The organism is Roseburia hominis (assembly GCA_040702975.1).
Classification (GTDB): domain Bacteria; phylum Bacillota; class Clostridia; order Lachnospirales; family Lachnospiraceae; genus Allocoprococcus; species Allocoprococcus hominis_A.
Genome location: CP159990.1, coordinates 3,903,483 through 3,916,223 on the forward strand (window position 1 = coordinate 3,903,483; position 12,741 = coordinate 3,916,223).

At 46.9% G+C, this 12,741-nt stretch carries 11 protein-coding genes and 5 tRNA genes; all 16 read right to left on the minus strand.

All coding sequences use genetic code 11. The features are described from left to right. Positions 1 to 18: 18 nt before the first annotated feature. Positions 19 to 92: transfer RNA gene (locus tag ABXS75_18070), tRNA-His, on the minus strand. A 5-nt stretch (positions 93 to 97) separates the two neighbouring features. Beyond that, a tRNA-Arg gene (locus ABXS75_18075) sits at positions 98 to 171 on the minus strand. A 35-nt stretch (positions 172 to 206) separates the two neighbouring features. Beyond that, positions 207 to 277 (minus strand) — tRNA-Gly (locus ABXS75_18080). Between the two features lie 13 nt (positions 278 to 290). After that, positions 291 to 365, minus strand: a tRNA-Pro gene (locus tag ABXS75_18085). A 264-nt stretch (positions 366 to 629) separates the two neighbouring features. Beyond that, a complete protein-coding gene (locus ABXS75_18090; protein ID XCP84914.1) occupies positions 630 to 1,109 on the minus strand; it encodes a metallophosphoesterase in 480 nt (159 codons plus the stop codon). Further along, entirely contained in the window at positions 1,097 to 1,711 is a 615-nt protein-coding gene (rdgB, locus tag ABXS75_18095) for an RdgB/HAM1 family non-canonical purine NTP pyrophosphatase (GenBank protein XCP84915.1), read from the minus strand. The genes ABXS75_18090 and rdgB overlap by 13 nt, the downstream gene beginning before the upstream one ends. A gap of 32 nt (positions 1,712 to 1,743) precedes the next feature. Continuing rightward, positions 1,744 to 2,892, minus strand: a complete 1,149-nt coding sequence (locus tag ABXS75_18100; GenBank protein XCP84916.1) for a class I SAM-dependent RNA methyltransferase — start codon at positions 2,890 to 2,892, stop codon at positions 1,744 to 1,746. A gap of 193 nt (positions 2,893 to 3,085) precedes the next feature. Then, positions 3,086 to 3,301 carry a hypothetical protein gene (locus ABXS75_18105; GenBank protein ID XCP84917.1) on the minus strand — a complete coding sequence of 72 codons (216 nt, stop codon included), beginning with the start codon at positions 3,299 to 3,301 and terminating at the stop codon, positions 3,086 to 3,088. Between the two features lie 530 nt (positions 3,302 to 3,831). Next, positions 3,832 to 4,287, minus strand: coding sequence for a DUF1700 domain-containing protein (locus ABXS75_18110; GenBank protein XCP84918.1), 456 nt, complete (start codon positions 4,285 to 4,287; stop codon positions 3,832 to 3,834). 206 nt (positions 4,288 to 4,493) lie between these two features. Continuing rightward, the gene (locus ABXS75_18115; GenBank protein XCP84919.1) at positions 4,494 to 6,608 is read right to left on the minus strand and encodes a glutamine synthetase III; all 2,115 of its coding nucleotides are present in this window, start codon (positions 6,606 to 6,608) and stop codon (positions 4,494 to 4,496) included. A gap of 359 nt (positions 6,609 to 6,967) precedes the next feature. After that, complete coding sequence (locus ABXS75_18120; protein XCP84920.1) at positions 6,968 to 9,088, minus strand: glutamine synthetase III; 2,121 nt, start codon at positions 9,086 to 9,088, stop codon at positions 6,968 to 6,970. Between the two features lie 104 nt (positions 9,089 to 9,192). Continuing rightward, positions 9,193 to 10,059, minus strand: a complete 867-nt coding sequence (gene fba, locus ABXS75_18125; protein ID XCP84921.1) for a class II fructose-1,6-bisphosphate aldolase — start codon at positions 10,057 to 10,059, stop codon at positions 9,193 to 9,195. 110 nt (positions 10,060 to 10,169) lie between these two features. Continuing rightward, positions 10,170 to 10,241, minus strand: a tRNA-Glu gene (locus ABXS75_18130). 307 nt (positions 10,242 to 10,548) lie between these two features. Beyond that, positions 10,549 to 11,454 carry a diacylglycerol kinase family protein gene (locus ABXS75_18135; protein XCP84922.1) on the minus strand — a complete coding sequence of 302 codons (906 nt, stop codon included), beginning with the start codon at positions 11,452 to 11,454 and terminating at the stop codon, positions 10,549 to 10,551. 64 nt (positions 11,455 to 11,518) lie between these two features. Continuing rightward, positions 11,519 to 11,782: an HPr family phosphocarrier protein gene (locus ABXS75_18140; protein ID XCP84923.1), complete on the minus strand. Its 264-nt coding sequence runs from the start codon at positions 11,780 to 11,782 to the stop codon at positions 11,519 to 11,521. Next, positions 11,779 to 12,738 carry a DNA-binding protein WhiA gene (gene whiA / locus ABXS75_18145; protein ID XCP84924.1) on the minus strand — a complete coding sequence of 320 codons (960 nt, stop codon included), beginning with the start codon at positions 12,736 to 12,738 and terminating at the stop codon, positions 11,779 to 11,781. The genes ABXS75_18140 and whiA overlap by 4 nt, the downstream gene beginning before the upstream one ends. Positions 12,739 to 12,741 lie beyond the last annotated feature (3 nt).

Here is a 12,741-nt window from a genome sequence, read left to right on the forward strand (position 1 = left end):
CTGCTGGTCATTTTTAAGGGTGGATACAGGGACTCGAACCCTGGGCCTCCAGAGCCACAATCTGGCGCGCTAACCAACTGCGCTATACCCACCATAACGTGCCTGAAGGGATTCGAACCCCCGACCCACGGCTTAGAAGGCCGTTGCTCTATCCAACTGAGCTACAGACACATAAGGTATTCACCTTGGCATACTTTCGCATGCAAAGCGGGTGATGGGAATCGAACCCACGTATCCAGCTTGGAAGGCTGGTGTTCTACCATTGAACTACACCCGCATATTTTTTCGCCTCGGGGTGACAGGATTCGAACCTGCGGCCTCCTGGTCCCAAACCAGGCGCTCTAGCCAAGCTGAGCCACACCCCGACATTTTTTATCTCCGTCTTAATCACTCACGACGCATCTGTTATTATATAATAGAGTATTCAGCTTGTCAACTATTTTTTATTTCTTTTTTACATTTTCTCATTTGCAAAACTAAATTCCACCCTTATTTTCACAACCTTTAAACGTCCTGATTTTTGAATCCAAATTCCCCTTAGAGAAGTATGGCGAAAAGTTAAATTCCCTTTTCGACCATTTTATCTCTATGCTATCGCAAAACAGATTTGTCCGGCATACCTCAAAGAATCACAGATACTGAATCTCGAAATTTGTATCTCCGTTCTCGTCCATCTCCATGATGATAAAACTGCCTTTCCGCCCCTGCTGCCTGGGATAGGACAAACTTCCCGGATTCAACACCGTCATACCATCCACTTCTTCCAGAAACGGTTTGTGGGTATGCCCGTACATGACAATATCTGCCCCACGCGCTTTTCCTTCCTCTATGAGACGCTCCGGCCCCAGGGAAACATAATAATAATGCCCGTGAGTCATAAATGCTTTTTTCTTTCCGAACCGTATCTCCATTTCTTTCGGAAGATCGCTGAAAAAGTCATTATTTCCCGCCAGGATATATGCGGGACAATGACAGATTGATTCAATAAAGAACTCGCCGCCTTCTGTGTCCCCCAAATGCACCAAACAATCGATTTTTCCTGCTTTTTCCAGCGCCAGTTCCAGTCCTGCGTGCCTTCCGTGCGTGTCGCTTACAATTAATATTCGCATATCCGTCTCTCCATTATCTTGCGCATCATCCGAAGCCCCTGTCCTCTGTGACTCAGTTCATTTTTCTTTTCCGGCGAAAGCTGTGCCGAAGTACAGCCATATTCCGGAAGGTAAAAAATAGGATCGTAACCAAAACCATTTTCGCCTGCCTGCTCATAGGCAAGACGGCCTTCCATCGTTCCCCTCACCACTTCCTTATGTCCGTCCGGAAATACAGCCGCAATCGCACATACGAATCTTGCGGTCCTTAATTCATCCGGAACCCCTTTCATGCGGGACAACAGAAGACTGTTTTTAATATCATAGGAAGTCTCCGTACCTGCGTAGCGTGCAGAATAGATTCCCGGTTCCTTATTTAAATAATCTATCTCCAGACCGGAATCATCTGCCAGAACAATGGCGTCCATGGCCTTTACCTCCGGCAGGGCAGCAATTGCCGATGCCTTGATCATGGCATTCTCCTCGAAGGTTGTCCCATCTTCCACCACGTCAATCTCGATCCCTGCTTCCTTCATGGAGAGGATCTCCATTCCCAGATCCGCAAGAATCATACGAATCTCGACCATTTTATTCTTATTTCCGGTCGCAAAAATAATTTTCATAATCTATGCCTCTTTTCTTCCGAATCACACGATCATTTACTCCGTTTTGGCGGCTTGGGTCCTAAAAACTGATAGAAATAGGTCTTCAGCATTCCGTTATAAATCTTTCTGTTCTTATCCGCTTTGCGCCCAAAATACCGCTCAGCATCTTCATAACTGGTAATCATATATGCAGACCACGAATCCAGCTTCTTAAAGCTGTCCCCGAATTCCCTGTACAGCTCCGGCAGATTCCTTTTTTCCTCCAGACGCTCACCGTAGGGCGGATTCGTAATCACAAATCCATATTTTTTCGGATGCCGCAAATCCTTCACTGCCCGCTCCTGAAAATGAATCAGGTGATCTACTCCGGCATCCCGTGCATTCTGTCTGGCGGCCTTGATGGCCTCTCCGTCTATATCATATCCCTGGATATCGACTTCTACGTTCAAATCGACCGCTTCCTGCGCCTCATCCACCGCATCGTACCAGGCTTTTTTGGGAATCAGATTGCTCCACCCCTCAGCGGTAAAAGAGCGATTCATGCCCGGCGCTATATTAGCCGCCATCATAGCCGCCTCAATCGGAAATGTTCCGCTTCCGCAAAACGGATCCACCAGAATCCTGTCTTTTCTCCAGGGGGTAAGCATGATAAGCGCTGCTGCAAGCGTCTCCGTGATCGGTGCCTTTACCGTCATCTGCCGGTATCCCCGCTTATGCAGCGACACGCCGGACGTGTCCAGACCTATGGTCACGATATCCTTCATAATAAATACCCGAAGCGGATATGCCGCCCCGTCCTCCGGAAAATGTTCCAGGCCGTATTTCATTTTCAGCCGCTCTACCATGGCTTTTTTCATGATAGACTGAATATCAGAAGGACTGAATAATTTACTTTTTACAGACGCCGCTTTGGCGACCCAAAAGCGTCCGTCTTTCGGAATATAATCTTCCCACGGAAGCGCCTTTGTTCCCTCAAACAATTCATCAAATGTCTCCGCCCGGAAAGCTGCAACTTTCAAAAGAACTCTCTCCGCCGTTCTGAGAAATACATTGGCATCGCAGATCGCCCTTGCATCTCCCCAGAAGCTGACCTTGCCGTCCTCTACCGCGGAAATCTCATATCCCAGCTCCTGTACTTCCCTTTTGAGTACCGCTTCCATGCCAAAATGACAGGGCGCAATGAGTTCCATTTTTTCCATGTTGTTCCTCCCTTTAGCGGAATCATCTGTAAATCCGCCTTTCTATATATTACGGGTATTCGCCCTCATTTGTCAACACTTCGATAAATTTCCTATGAAACAAAAGAAATGACCCTTCCTCACCGGAAGAGCCATCTCCTTTTTCGCCGCACTCGGTCGAAATCTTTAGCATTCTTCTTGCATTCTACAATTTCTAGTAATCACTGCTATCAAAGCTGTTCTTAGAAGTTGTTGCATTCTTGTTCTGGCCTGACGCATTCTTGTTGGAAGCGTTGCGGTTGCTCTCGTTGGTCGTGTTCTTGTTAGACGCATTCTTGTTAGATGCATTACGGTTGTTTTCATTACCATAAGAAGAGTATGCGTTCTTGTTTGTGCTGTTGTTGTCTGTTGCATTATTGTTCTTTGCCATTTGATTTTCCTCCTGACACATTTTACTCTGTCCGAACATCTTGATCCGGTACAAGCATAGTATCTTTCAAAACAACAATTTTATACACAAATTTCAAATTTCTAAATCATCTTCTTTACAAAAGAATCTATATTTGGTAACTAATAAACAAAAACTTCAGGAACTTCACATTTTGTTAAGATTTTTCTATTTTTAACTTGATTTTTTTTCCAGATTATATTATACTTATCTTCGTAGAAAGGACACTTTCTACAACCCCTTATTAATTATTTATACTCCCCTCAAACGCTCGGTAGCTCCCCTACCGGGCGTTTAACGTTCGCGCAGGCAACGAACGGGACAAGAATAGAAAAGGAAGGGCGTCGGGAGATGCTTGCATATCCCTGCGTCCTTCCTTTTCTATTCTTAGCGTGCGACTGCACGCGACTGAGCAGCTTTGCTGCGAGGTTCCGCGGACTACCCTCCCCAGCTCTCTCTCCATCACACAACCGAGCAACTTTCACTGCAAATTCCCGCGTATTCCTCTTCCCCTACCTTCGTCTCCCCGAAATCATTCTCACAATAATCACCACCACCAGCACCGGAACCAAAATCGGTGCCACCAGTGAAATAATCCCGGTAATGACAGAAAATATCACAAAAATAATCCCGACCACACACAAAATCCCGAGCAGCCGTTTCCACCAGCTATCGAACGCAAACACTCTCACATGTCCCGGTCCGGCCTCCTGGCCTGTATATCCGCGCCTCTCCGCCTCATACTCCGCTCCATCATATGTCTGACTCTGCTCCTTAATATCTATGATCGTCTTCGCGATCAGCCACGGATCGCCCAACTCCTCAAGGACCTCCTGCTCACTTCTCCCTTTTGCCATCTCATCGGCAATATATTGATGATAATAATTCACATTCTCATTCACGACCGCAGATGACACATTTCCATCTAATGCCTGTCTTAACTTCTCCAGAAATTCTACTCTATTCATTGACTGCTTCTCCTTCTTCCACAGACATAAAAATGTCTTCCTCAGGCCGCACTAGCGACACTTTCCTATACCTTGTGAAACGGCCGAATGGCCATACGGTGTGCCCTTGGGTATAAAATATAAAACCTTAGGCTTAGAGTAGCACAAAAATGTGCGAATTCCAAGTCTAAGGTCTTAAATTTCTATTAGGATTTCCTATGATTTTTCTAAACTTCAAACAGCAGGTCGCCGTAAGACGGCATCGGCCATACTTCCTTATCCACGATCATTTCCAGCTTATCTACCGGACTGCGCAGCGCATCCATCGCCGGCACTACACTAAAATGATAGAACCCGGCCTGCGCCTTGCCTTCCTCTTTACCGGCTGCCTCTTCCACGACCGCGGCAAGGGTTTTCACGGCTGTCTTCGCCTCCACCAGAAGCGCGGAAATATCAGAAAGCATCTCTGCCTGAACGGAGGTGTCTGCCCCCACTTCCTTCACTGCGATAATCGTATCGGCAAGCGTTTTTGTATAGCCGACCACTGCCGGAATAATCTGTTTCACCGCAATATCAATCATAGATTTTGCTTCTATATTAATTGCCTTCGCATAGTTCTCATACTTGATCTCTGCACGGGACTGAAGCTCAGCCTCGGTAAATACGCCGAATCGTCCAAACAGGTTTACCGCCTTTTCGGTTGTCAGAGACGGAATCGCCTCCACCATAGATTTCAGGTTCGGTAGTCCTCTTCTCTCGGCTTCTGCGACCCACTCTTCTGAATATCCATTTCCGTTGAAAATGACTCTCTGATGTGCAGACAGATACTCCTTGATCAGGTCATGAACCGTCGTATCAAAATCTTCCGCCTTTTCCAGAACATCCGCAGCCTCTGCAAATGCTTCCGCCACAATGGTATTCAGCACGATATTCGGCCCGGCGATAGAATCTCTCGACCCCACCATACGGAATTCGAATTTATTACCTGTAAATGCAAAAGGTGATGTTCTGTTCCTGTCCGTTGCATCTTTACTCAGTTCCGGAAGTGTGGACACGCCAGTCGTCAGCTTTCCGCCTTTTAAGCTATGTGTCGCGGTTCCGGTCGAAATAAGCTGTTCTACCACATCTTCGAGCTGCTCGCCAAGGAATACGGAAATAATGGCCGGCGGCGCCTCATTTGCTCCCAGTCTGTGGTCATTTCCCGGATCAGCCGCAGATTCGCGAAGCAGGTCCGCGTGGGTATCCACCGCTTTCAGAACGCAGGCCAGCACCAGAAGAAACTGAATATTCTCATGCGGCGTCTTTCCCGGATCAAGCAGATTGATGCCATCATCCGTTGTAATAGACCAGTTGTTATGTTTACCAGATCCATTTACTCCGGCAAATGGCTTCTCATGGAGCAGGCACTTCATTCCATGCTGGCAGGCCACTTTTTTCAGCGTCTTCATAATAATCTGGTTGTGATCGACAGCAATATTTGCCTCTGCATAGATCGGAGCCAGCTCATGCTGTGCCGGAGCGACTTCATTATGCTGTGTCTTCGCCGCAACTCCCAGCTTCCAGAGTTCCTCATTTACATCCTTCATAAATGCCGCAATTCTCTGGCGAATCGTACCAAAATAGTGATCGTCAAGCTCCTGTCCTTTCGGAGGCATTGCCCCGAAAAGCGTCCTTCCGGTATAAATAAGGTCTTTCCTCTTCATGAATTTTTTCTCGTCTACAAGGAAATATTCCTGCTCCGGTCCAACGGACGGTGTCACCTTCCTGGAAGTTGTATTGCCAAACAGCCGAAGCAGGCGGAGCGCTTCTTTATTGATTGCTTCCATAGAACGAAGAAGCGGTGTCTTCTCATCCAGCGCCTCTCCTGTATAGGAACAGAATGCGGTCGGAATACAGAGGATTGCGCCCGCAGCGTCCTTTCTCACAAATGCCGGAGAGGTACAATCCCACGCCGTATATCCTCTCGCCTCAAATGTCGCCCTAAGTCCGCCTGACGGGAAGGAAGAGGCGTCCGGCTCCCCTTTGATCAATTCTTTTCCGGAAAAACTCATCAGCACCTTGCCGCTCGGAAGCGGTGCAGAAATAAAGGAATCGTGTTTTTCTGCCGTCACGCCGGTCAGCGGCTGGAACCAGTGCGTATAATGCGTGGCGCCCTTTTCAATCGCCCACTCCTTCATCTCATGAGCGATCACATCTGCCGTCGCCAGATCCAGTTCTTTTCCCTCCTCGATGGTCTCCTTCAGTTTCTTGTAAACCTTCTTCGGAAGTCTTTCCTGCATCACGCTATCGTTAAATACGTCTTCACCAAAAATGTCTGCTACGTTAAACAATTCACTACTCATAAAACCCTTCCTTTCCCCGGGCCCTCGCCGGGCAGTTTAGTTCCTTAAATCGAGTTCACCATCCCGCAAGCCGTGATAAAAATCCATCTTGCTCTCATTCCGGTATGCCTAGCACTGCTATAAATGTCCTCTAAACATTTACTTAAGTATACTTGACACCAAAAAAGGGCATCCCACCTAAGTGGAACGCCCTCGTTCATTGAATGTCTCTATTTAAGATACGTTTAAGATACTCTCTTTTCCTTAAAAATGCAAGCAAATCTTATAATTTCTGCATATTTGATAAACTCTTTCGGCCTACCTCTGATTTTTTTGACAATATTTACAATTTCCTGTCTTTAAAAATTCATCTGCTTTTTCTACACTTCAAACAGCAGGTCGCCATATGACGGCATCGGCCACATACTCTTGTCCACGATCATTTCCAGGCTGTCGACCGGCGCTCTCAGCGCTTCCATAGCCGGTACTACCTGTTCCAGATAGAAATATGCCTTCGCCTTGCCATCACTGAGCTCCGCCACTTCGTCCGTCACTTTCTCCAGCTTCTCCAGCGCCTGCTTGGTATCATGCAACAGTTCTGACGCCTGCATAAGAAGCTGTTCCTGTACCTGCACACACGCCACAGGGCACGCCTGCTTTACCTGATTGATGGAAGAGGCAAGTGCAGTCACGTACTGAATGACCGCCGGAATAATGTGCTTGCTGGCAATATCAATCATAGAACGTGATTCAATATTAATCGCCTTCGAATATGTTTCGTACTTGATTTCTGCTCGGGACTCCAGCTCTGCACGGCTGAATACGTCAAATTTCTCGAAGAGCTGTACGGTCTTCTCTGTAGTAAGATACTCAATACTCTCCACCATTGTGCGGATATGCGGCAGTCCTCTTCGCTCTGCCTCCTCAATCCACTCGTCTGAATACCCGTTTCCGTTAAATACGATTCTCTGATGCTCAGACGCATATTTCTTGATCAGGTCATGCACTGCCATTTCAAAATCCTCCGAAGCCTCCAGCACATCACAGGCATCGGAAAATGACTCTGCCACGATCGTATTCAGAACAACATTCGGTGCAGCCACGGAATCCCGGGAACCTACCATACGGAATTCGAATTTATTTCCGGTAAATGCAAACGGGGAAGTTCTGTTTCTGTCCGTTGCATCCTTTGCAAAATCCGGAAGGGTGCTTACACCCGTATGTAATCTGCCACCCTTTAAGCTATGTGCCGCCTCACCGGTATCAATAAGCTGCGCAAGTACATCCTCAAGCTGCTCGCCAAGATATGCGGAAATGATGGCCGGCGGCGCTTCATTTGCTCCCAGACGATGATCATTTCCCACGTCCGAAGCCGACTCACGCAGAAGCTCCGCATGGCGGTCTACCGCACGGAGGATACAGGTCAGAACCAGCAGGAATTGAATATTCTCATGCGGCGTCTTTCCCGGATCAAGAATGTTGATTCCGTCGTCAGTCACAAGCGACCAGTTATTATGCTTTCCGGAGCCATTGACTCCGTCAAACGGTTTCTCATGAAGCAGACAGTGCAGATTGTGGCGGTATGCCACCTGCTTTAAGGTCTCCATGACAAGCTGATTATGATCGACTGCCACATTACACTGGGAATAGATCGGAGCAAGCTCATGCTGACCCGGCGCGACCTCGTTATGCTGGGTCTTCGCGGATACACCCATCTTCCAGAGCTCCTCATTGACATCTTTCATAAATTCTGCGATTCTCTCACGGATCGCACCAAAATAATGATCGTCAAGCTCCTGGCCTTTCGGCGGCTTTGCGCCGAACAGTGTACGCCCCGTAAATACTAAATCTTTTCTTTTCAGATACTTGTCCCTGTCTACCAGGAAATATTCCTGCTCCACTCCTACGGACGGCGTCACCTTCTTGGATGTCGTATTGCCAAACAGACGCAAAAGACGCATGGATTGTTTGTCGATTGCTTCCATAGAACGGAGCAGAGGCGTCTTCTGATCCAGCGCCTCACCGGTATAGGAACAAAATGCAGTCGGAATATACAAAATCGCCGTTCCGTCCGGATTCTTCTTAACGAACGCCGGAGACGTACAATCCCATGCCGTATATCCTCTTGCCTCGAATGTAGAGCGTAGTCCGCCTGACGGGAAGGACGATGCATCAGGCTCCCCTTTGATCAGCTCTTTGCCCGAAAATTCCATCAGCACCTTTCCGCTCTCCCTCGGTGCCGATATAAACGCATCATGTTTTTCCGCGGTCGCCCCGGTAAGCGGCTGGAACCAGTGAGAATAGTGGGTCGCGCCTTTTTCGATGGCCCACTCCTTCATCTCATGAGCAATCACATCTGCGGTCTGTGCCTGCAGTTCCTTGCCCTCTTCAATCGTTTTTTTCAGTTCTTTATAAGTTTTTTTGGGGAGACGCTCCTGCATGACAGCGTCATTAAAGACATTTTCGCCAAAAATCTCAGCTACATTTACTATACTACTCATTCTTAGATTCCTCTCCAACTTATATATTTGAAAAGGAGTCTTGCCTTACGCAAAACTCCTTTTATACCGTTTTGGGCGGACATCTTCGTCCATAATCGAAGTGACTATTCAGCCTTTCCTACAGAACCAAATAATTCCATCTTCTCTTTTACTTTGGCAATGATTGCATCTGCGCCCGGTTTCAAAAGTTTACGCGGGTCAAATCCTTTGCCTTCCAGGTCTTTTCCAGCTTCGATGTATTTACGTGTTGCTTCTGCAAATACTAACTGGCACTCTGTATTAACGTTAATCTTAGATACGCCAAGATCGATTGCTTTCTTGATCATATCATCCGGAATACCTGTACCGCCGTGAAGAACTAACGGAAGTGTTCCTGTCAGCTGCTGAACTGCGTCCAGAGTCTCAAAGCTAAGTCCCTGCCAGTTTGCCGGGTATTTTCCGTGAATGTTACCGATACCTGCTGCCAGGAAATCTACGCCAAGGTCAGCGATCATCTTGCATTCCTGCGGATCTGCACACTCGCCCATACCTACAACTCCGTCTTCCTCGCCGCCGATTGCTCCAACCTCTGCCTCGATGGAAATGCCCTTCTCATGGCAGATAGCTACAAGCTCTTTGGTCTTCTCTACGTTCTCTTCGATCGGATAATGAGAGCCATCGAACATAACAGAAGAAAATCCTGCTTCGATACACTTCATACATCCGTCGTAGCTGCCATGGTCAAGGTGAAGTGCTACCGGAACAGTAATGTTCATCTCTTCCAGCATACCGTTAACCATACCTACTACCGTCTTATATCCACACATATACTTTCCAGCACCCTCAGATACACCAAGGATTACCGGTGATTTTGTCTCCTCTGCTGCTGTCAGGATACACTTTGTCCACTCAAGGTTATTAATGTTGAACTGCCCTACTGCATAGTGGCCAGCTTTCGCTTTATCAAGCATTTCTTTTGCTGATACTAACATCTTTCATTCCTCCACTTCTACCAATGGCTTAATTTGTGTCTTTATGTATCAAAAGGAACTCTATTCGAGTTCCTTCTAATCATACGTCTTTTCTTTAAGTAAAAATAGGCTGACCCCCAGGGGAATCGAACCCCTGATTCGACCGTGAGAGGGTCGCGTCTTGACCGCTTGACCAGGGGGCCAGGTTATCTAACTCACTCGGTTAGTATAACGTATTTTTCTCAAATATGCAAGTCCTTTTTACAATTTTTTCTTTCTTTTTTATTTGCTTTTTTGCTTGTGTTTTCTGATAATTTTTCTGTTCTTTCGCGAAGATTTCTATATTACTTTTCATATCTGATAAAATTATCTATAATATAGTTTTTCCACATTAAATTCACACATTTTAAGTAAAATCCTCCAAAGCACAAACTCATACATGTCTGCCTGCGCTTAGGTATACCCAGCCGTCCAAAATTTCATTTACTTTTGGCACACCCCTCTTCCGCGCTACTCTTCTTCCAGACTTTCCACCGGAACCATGATGGACAGCGCTTTATTACAGTTATCGATCACCACATGGTCATGCTGGCCACCGAACTCTCCGTCCAGTGTCCAGGGGATCTCCTCCAGCGATTCAAACTCAATATGGCTGGCCTTAAAGGAATACATATACTTCGTATCGAACTGACTGATCAAAAGGGAAGCCACAATCTCCTGAAGTGCCAGTGGATTCTTCGGTGTCTTAATGAGCGTCACTTCAAATTCTCCGTCATCAAAAATCACGTTCTTCCCCACCATATTACGGAAACCTCCTACGGAGCGCGAATTCGTCACCATACCAAATACGAACTCATCTTCAATCTCTTCCCCGTCATGTATTACTTTCAAATGATAGGAGGGAATGTCGAAGATCCGGGTCACACCTTCCATCACATATGCCAGATGCCCCAGCACATTCTTGATCTCCTGCTTCGTCTGATAGGACACATCCGTAAAGAGTCCAAAGGCCGCAATATATACGAACACGTCCTTATTAAACCTTCCGATATCGCAGGCAAATTCCGTACCATGAACTGCAGTACTGGCCGCTTCCAAAAGCCCCTTGGGGATATGGAGGCTGCTTGCAAAATCGTTCGTTGTTCCGGTGGGAATATAGCCAATCGGTATCTTATGCTCCCGCCTCATCATTCCGGTCACGACCTCATCCAGCGTGCCGTCCCCGCCACTGCAGATCACACGGTCATAATCCTCCGTAAAGCTCTTCACCTTTCTATACGCGTCTTTATAGCTTTGAGTCGGATACACCACGACCTCGTATCCGGCCTTTACAATTATATCAAGAATATCTGAAAGTTTTGGTTTCAAAAGTCCTTTTCCCGCATTAGGATTATAGATAAACAATACCCGCTTCATACAAATACCTCCTTATTCTTCCCGACGATTGAAAAAAGGCATGGTTTCCCACGCCTTTTCGATGTTATTTATCTTTTACATTTACAAGGAAAGATTCTATCCCTTTTGCCGCAGCGTCCTCATCTCTTCCTTCTGCCACAACCGTAATCTCTTCGCCCGGTGTTAACCGCAAACTCATCATTCCCATGATGCTCTTGGCATTCACCTGCTTGTCAGCCACCTCTATGTATACTGAACTGGCATATTGACTTGCCTCCTGCACCAACAGTGCGATCGGTCTGGCATCTAATCCCTCAGAAAATTGAATCGTTATCGGTTTCTTAATCATACTGCTCCTCCTTGATTTGCCTTTAACTCTTCGGCAATTTCACTCAGTTTGCGGAGTCTGTGGTTCACGCCCGATTTGCCCACAGGCGTAGCCAAAAGCCCTCCCAGTTCTTTCAAAGATGCCTCTGGATATGTAAGTCTTGTCAGGGCCATATCTTTCAATCCTTCCGGCAGCTCATCTAATCCCTTCGTTTCCTGAATATATTTTATATCCTCTATCTGCTTCACCGCAGCGGAAACTGTTTTATTGATATTCGCAGTCTCGCAGTTCACCTTTCGGTTCACAGAGTTCCTCATCTCTTTCAGAATCCGAACATTCTCAAATTCCATCAGCGCCACATGCGCCTCCATGACATTAAGCATGTCAACGATCTGGGAACCTTCCTTCAGGTACACCACAAAAGATTTCTTTCTCGGCACGATCTTTGCATCCAGCGAAAAGCACTGCATCAGCTTCTGGACCTGGGATGCCTTCTCATTGCTCGCGCATACGATCTCCAAATGATAGGACTTCTCAGGATTGCTCATGGAGCCGCAGGATAAAAAGACCCCGCGCAAAAATGCCCGCTTACAACACGTCTCCTGGACCACTATATTCCGCACCAACGATAGTTCCTCGGAAATCTCTCCGTATCGGTCTGTCAGCTTCGCCGCTTGCAGCACCCGCATCGTATCTTCATGCTTTTTCACGATCACATGGAAGGTTACGCTGCCCTTGGAACGATTCACCCGAACCGCTGTATCAGTCTCTATATTAAATGTTTTTTTCAATAAAGTAAAGCATTTTCTTGCAACTGCCAGATTTTCCGTGCGGATTTTAAGAAAATACCGCCCTCTGCTGTCAATTACCACCGTTCCACACATGCTGATGATTGCTGCCATTTCCGCAATCTGACAATGCCTGGCAGGGCTTAACTGTCTGGACAGTTCTTCTTTTACATTTCCTGAAAATGACATCGC

What these genes read in the sequence shown, in the direction of transcription:
- ABXS75_18090 (XCP84914.1), bottom strand. Translation starts at nt 1,109, where the DNA reads ATGCGAATATTAATTGTAAGCGACACGCACGGAAGGCACGCAGGACTG.
- rdgB (XCP84915.1), bottom strand. Translation starts at nt 1,711, where the DNA reads ATGAAAATTATTTTTGCGACCGGAAATAAGAATAAAATGGTCGAGATT.
- ABXS75_18100 (XCP84916.1), bottom strand. Translation starts at nt 2,892, where the DNA reads ATGGAAAAAATGGAACTCATTGCGCCCTGTCATTTTGGCATGGAAGCG.
- ABXS75_18105 (XCP84917.1), bottom strand. Translation starts at nt 3,301, where the DNA reads ATGGCAAAGAACAATAATGCAACAGACAACAACAGCACAAACAAGAAC.
- ABXS75_18110 (XCP84918.1), bottom strand. Translation starts at nt 4,287, where the DNA reads ATGAATAGAGTAGAATTTCTGGAGAAGTTAAGACAGGCATTAGATGGA.
- ABXS75_18115 (XCP84919.1), bottom strand. Translation starts at nt 6,608, where the DNA reads ATGAGTAGTGAATTGTTTAACGTAGCAGACATTTTTGGTGAAGACGTA.
- ABXS75_18120 (XCP84920.1), bottom strand. Translation starts at nt 9,088, where the DNA reads ATGAGTAGTATAGTAAATGTAGCTGAGATTTTTGGCGAAAATGTCTTT.
- fba (XCP84921.1), bottom strand. Translation starts at nt 10,059, where the DNA reads ATGTTAGTATCAGCAAAAGAAATGCTTGATAAAGCGAAAGCTGGCCAC.
- ABXS75_18135 (XCP84922.1), bottom strand. Translation starts at nt 11,454, where the DNA reads ATGAAGCGGGTATTGTTTATCTATAATCCTAATGCGGGAAAAGGACTT.
- ABXS75_18140 (XCP84923.1), bottom strand. Translation starts at nt 11,782, where the DNA reads ATGATTAAGAAACCGATAACGATTCAATTTTCTGAGGGATTAGATGCC.
- whiA (XCP84924.1), bottom strand. Translation starts at nt 12,738, where the DNA reads ATGTCATTTTCAGGAAATGTAAAAGAAGAACTGTCCAGACAGTTAAGC.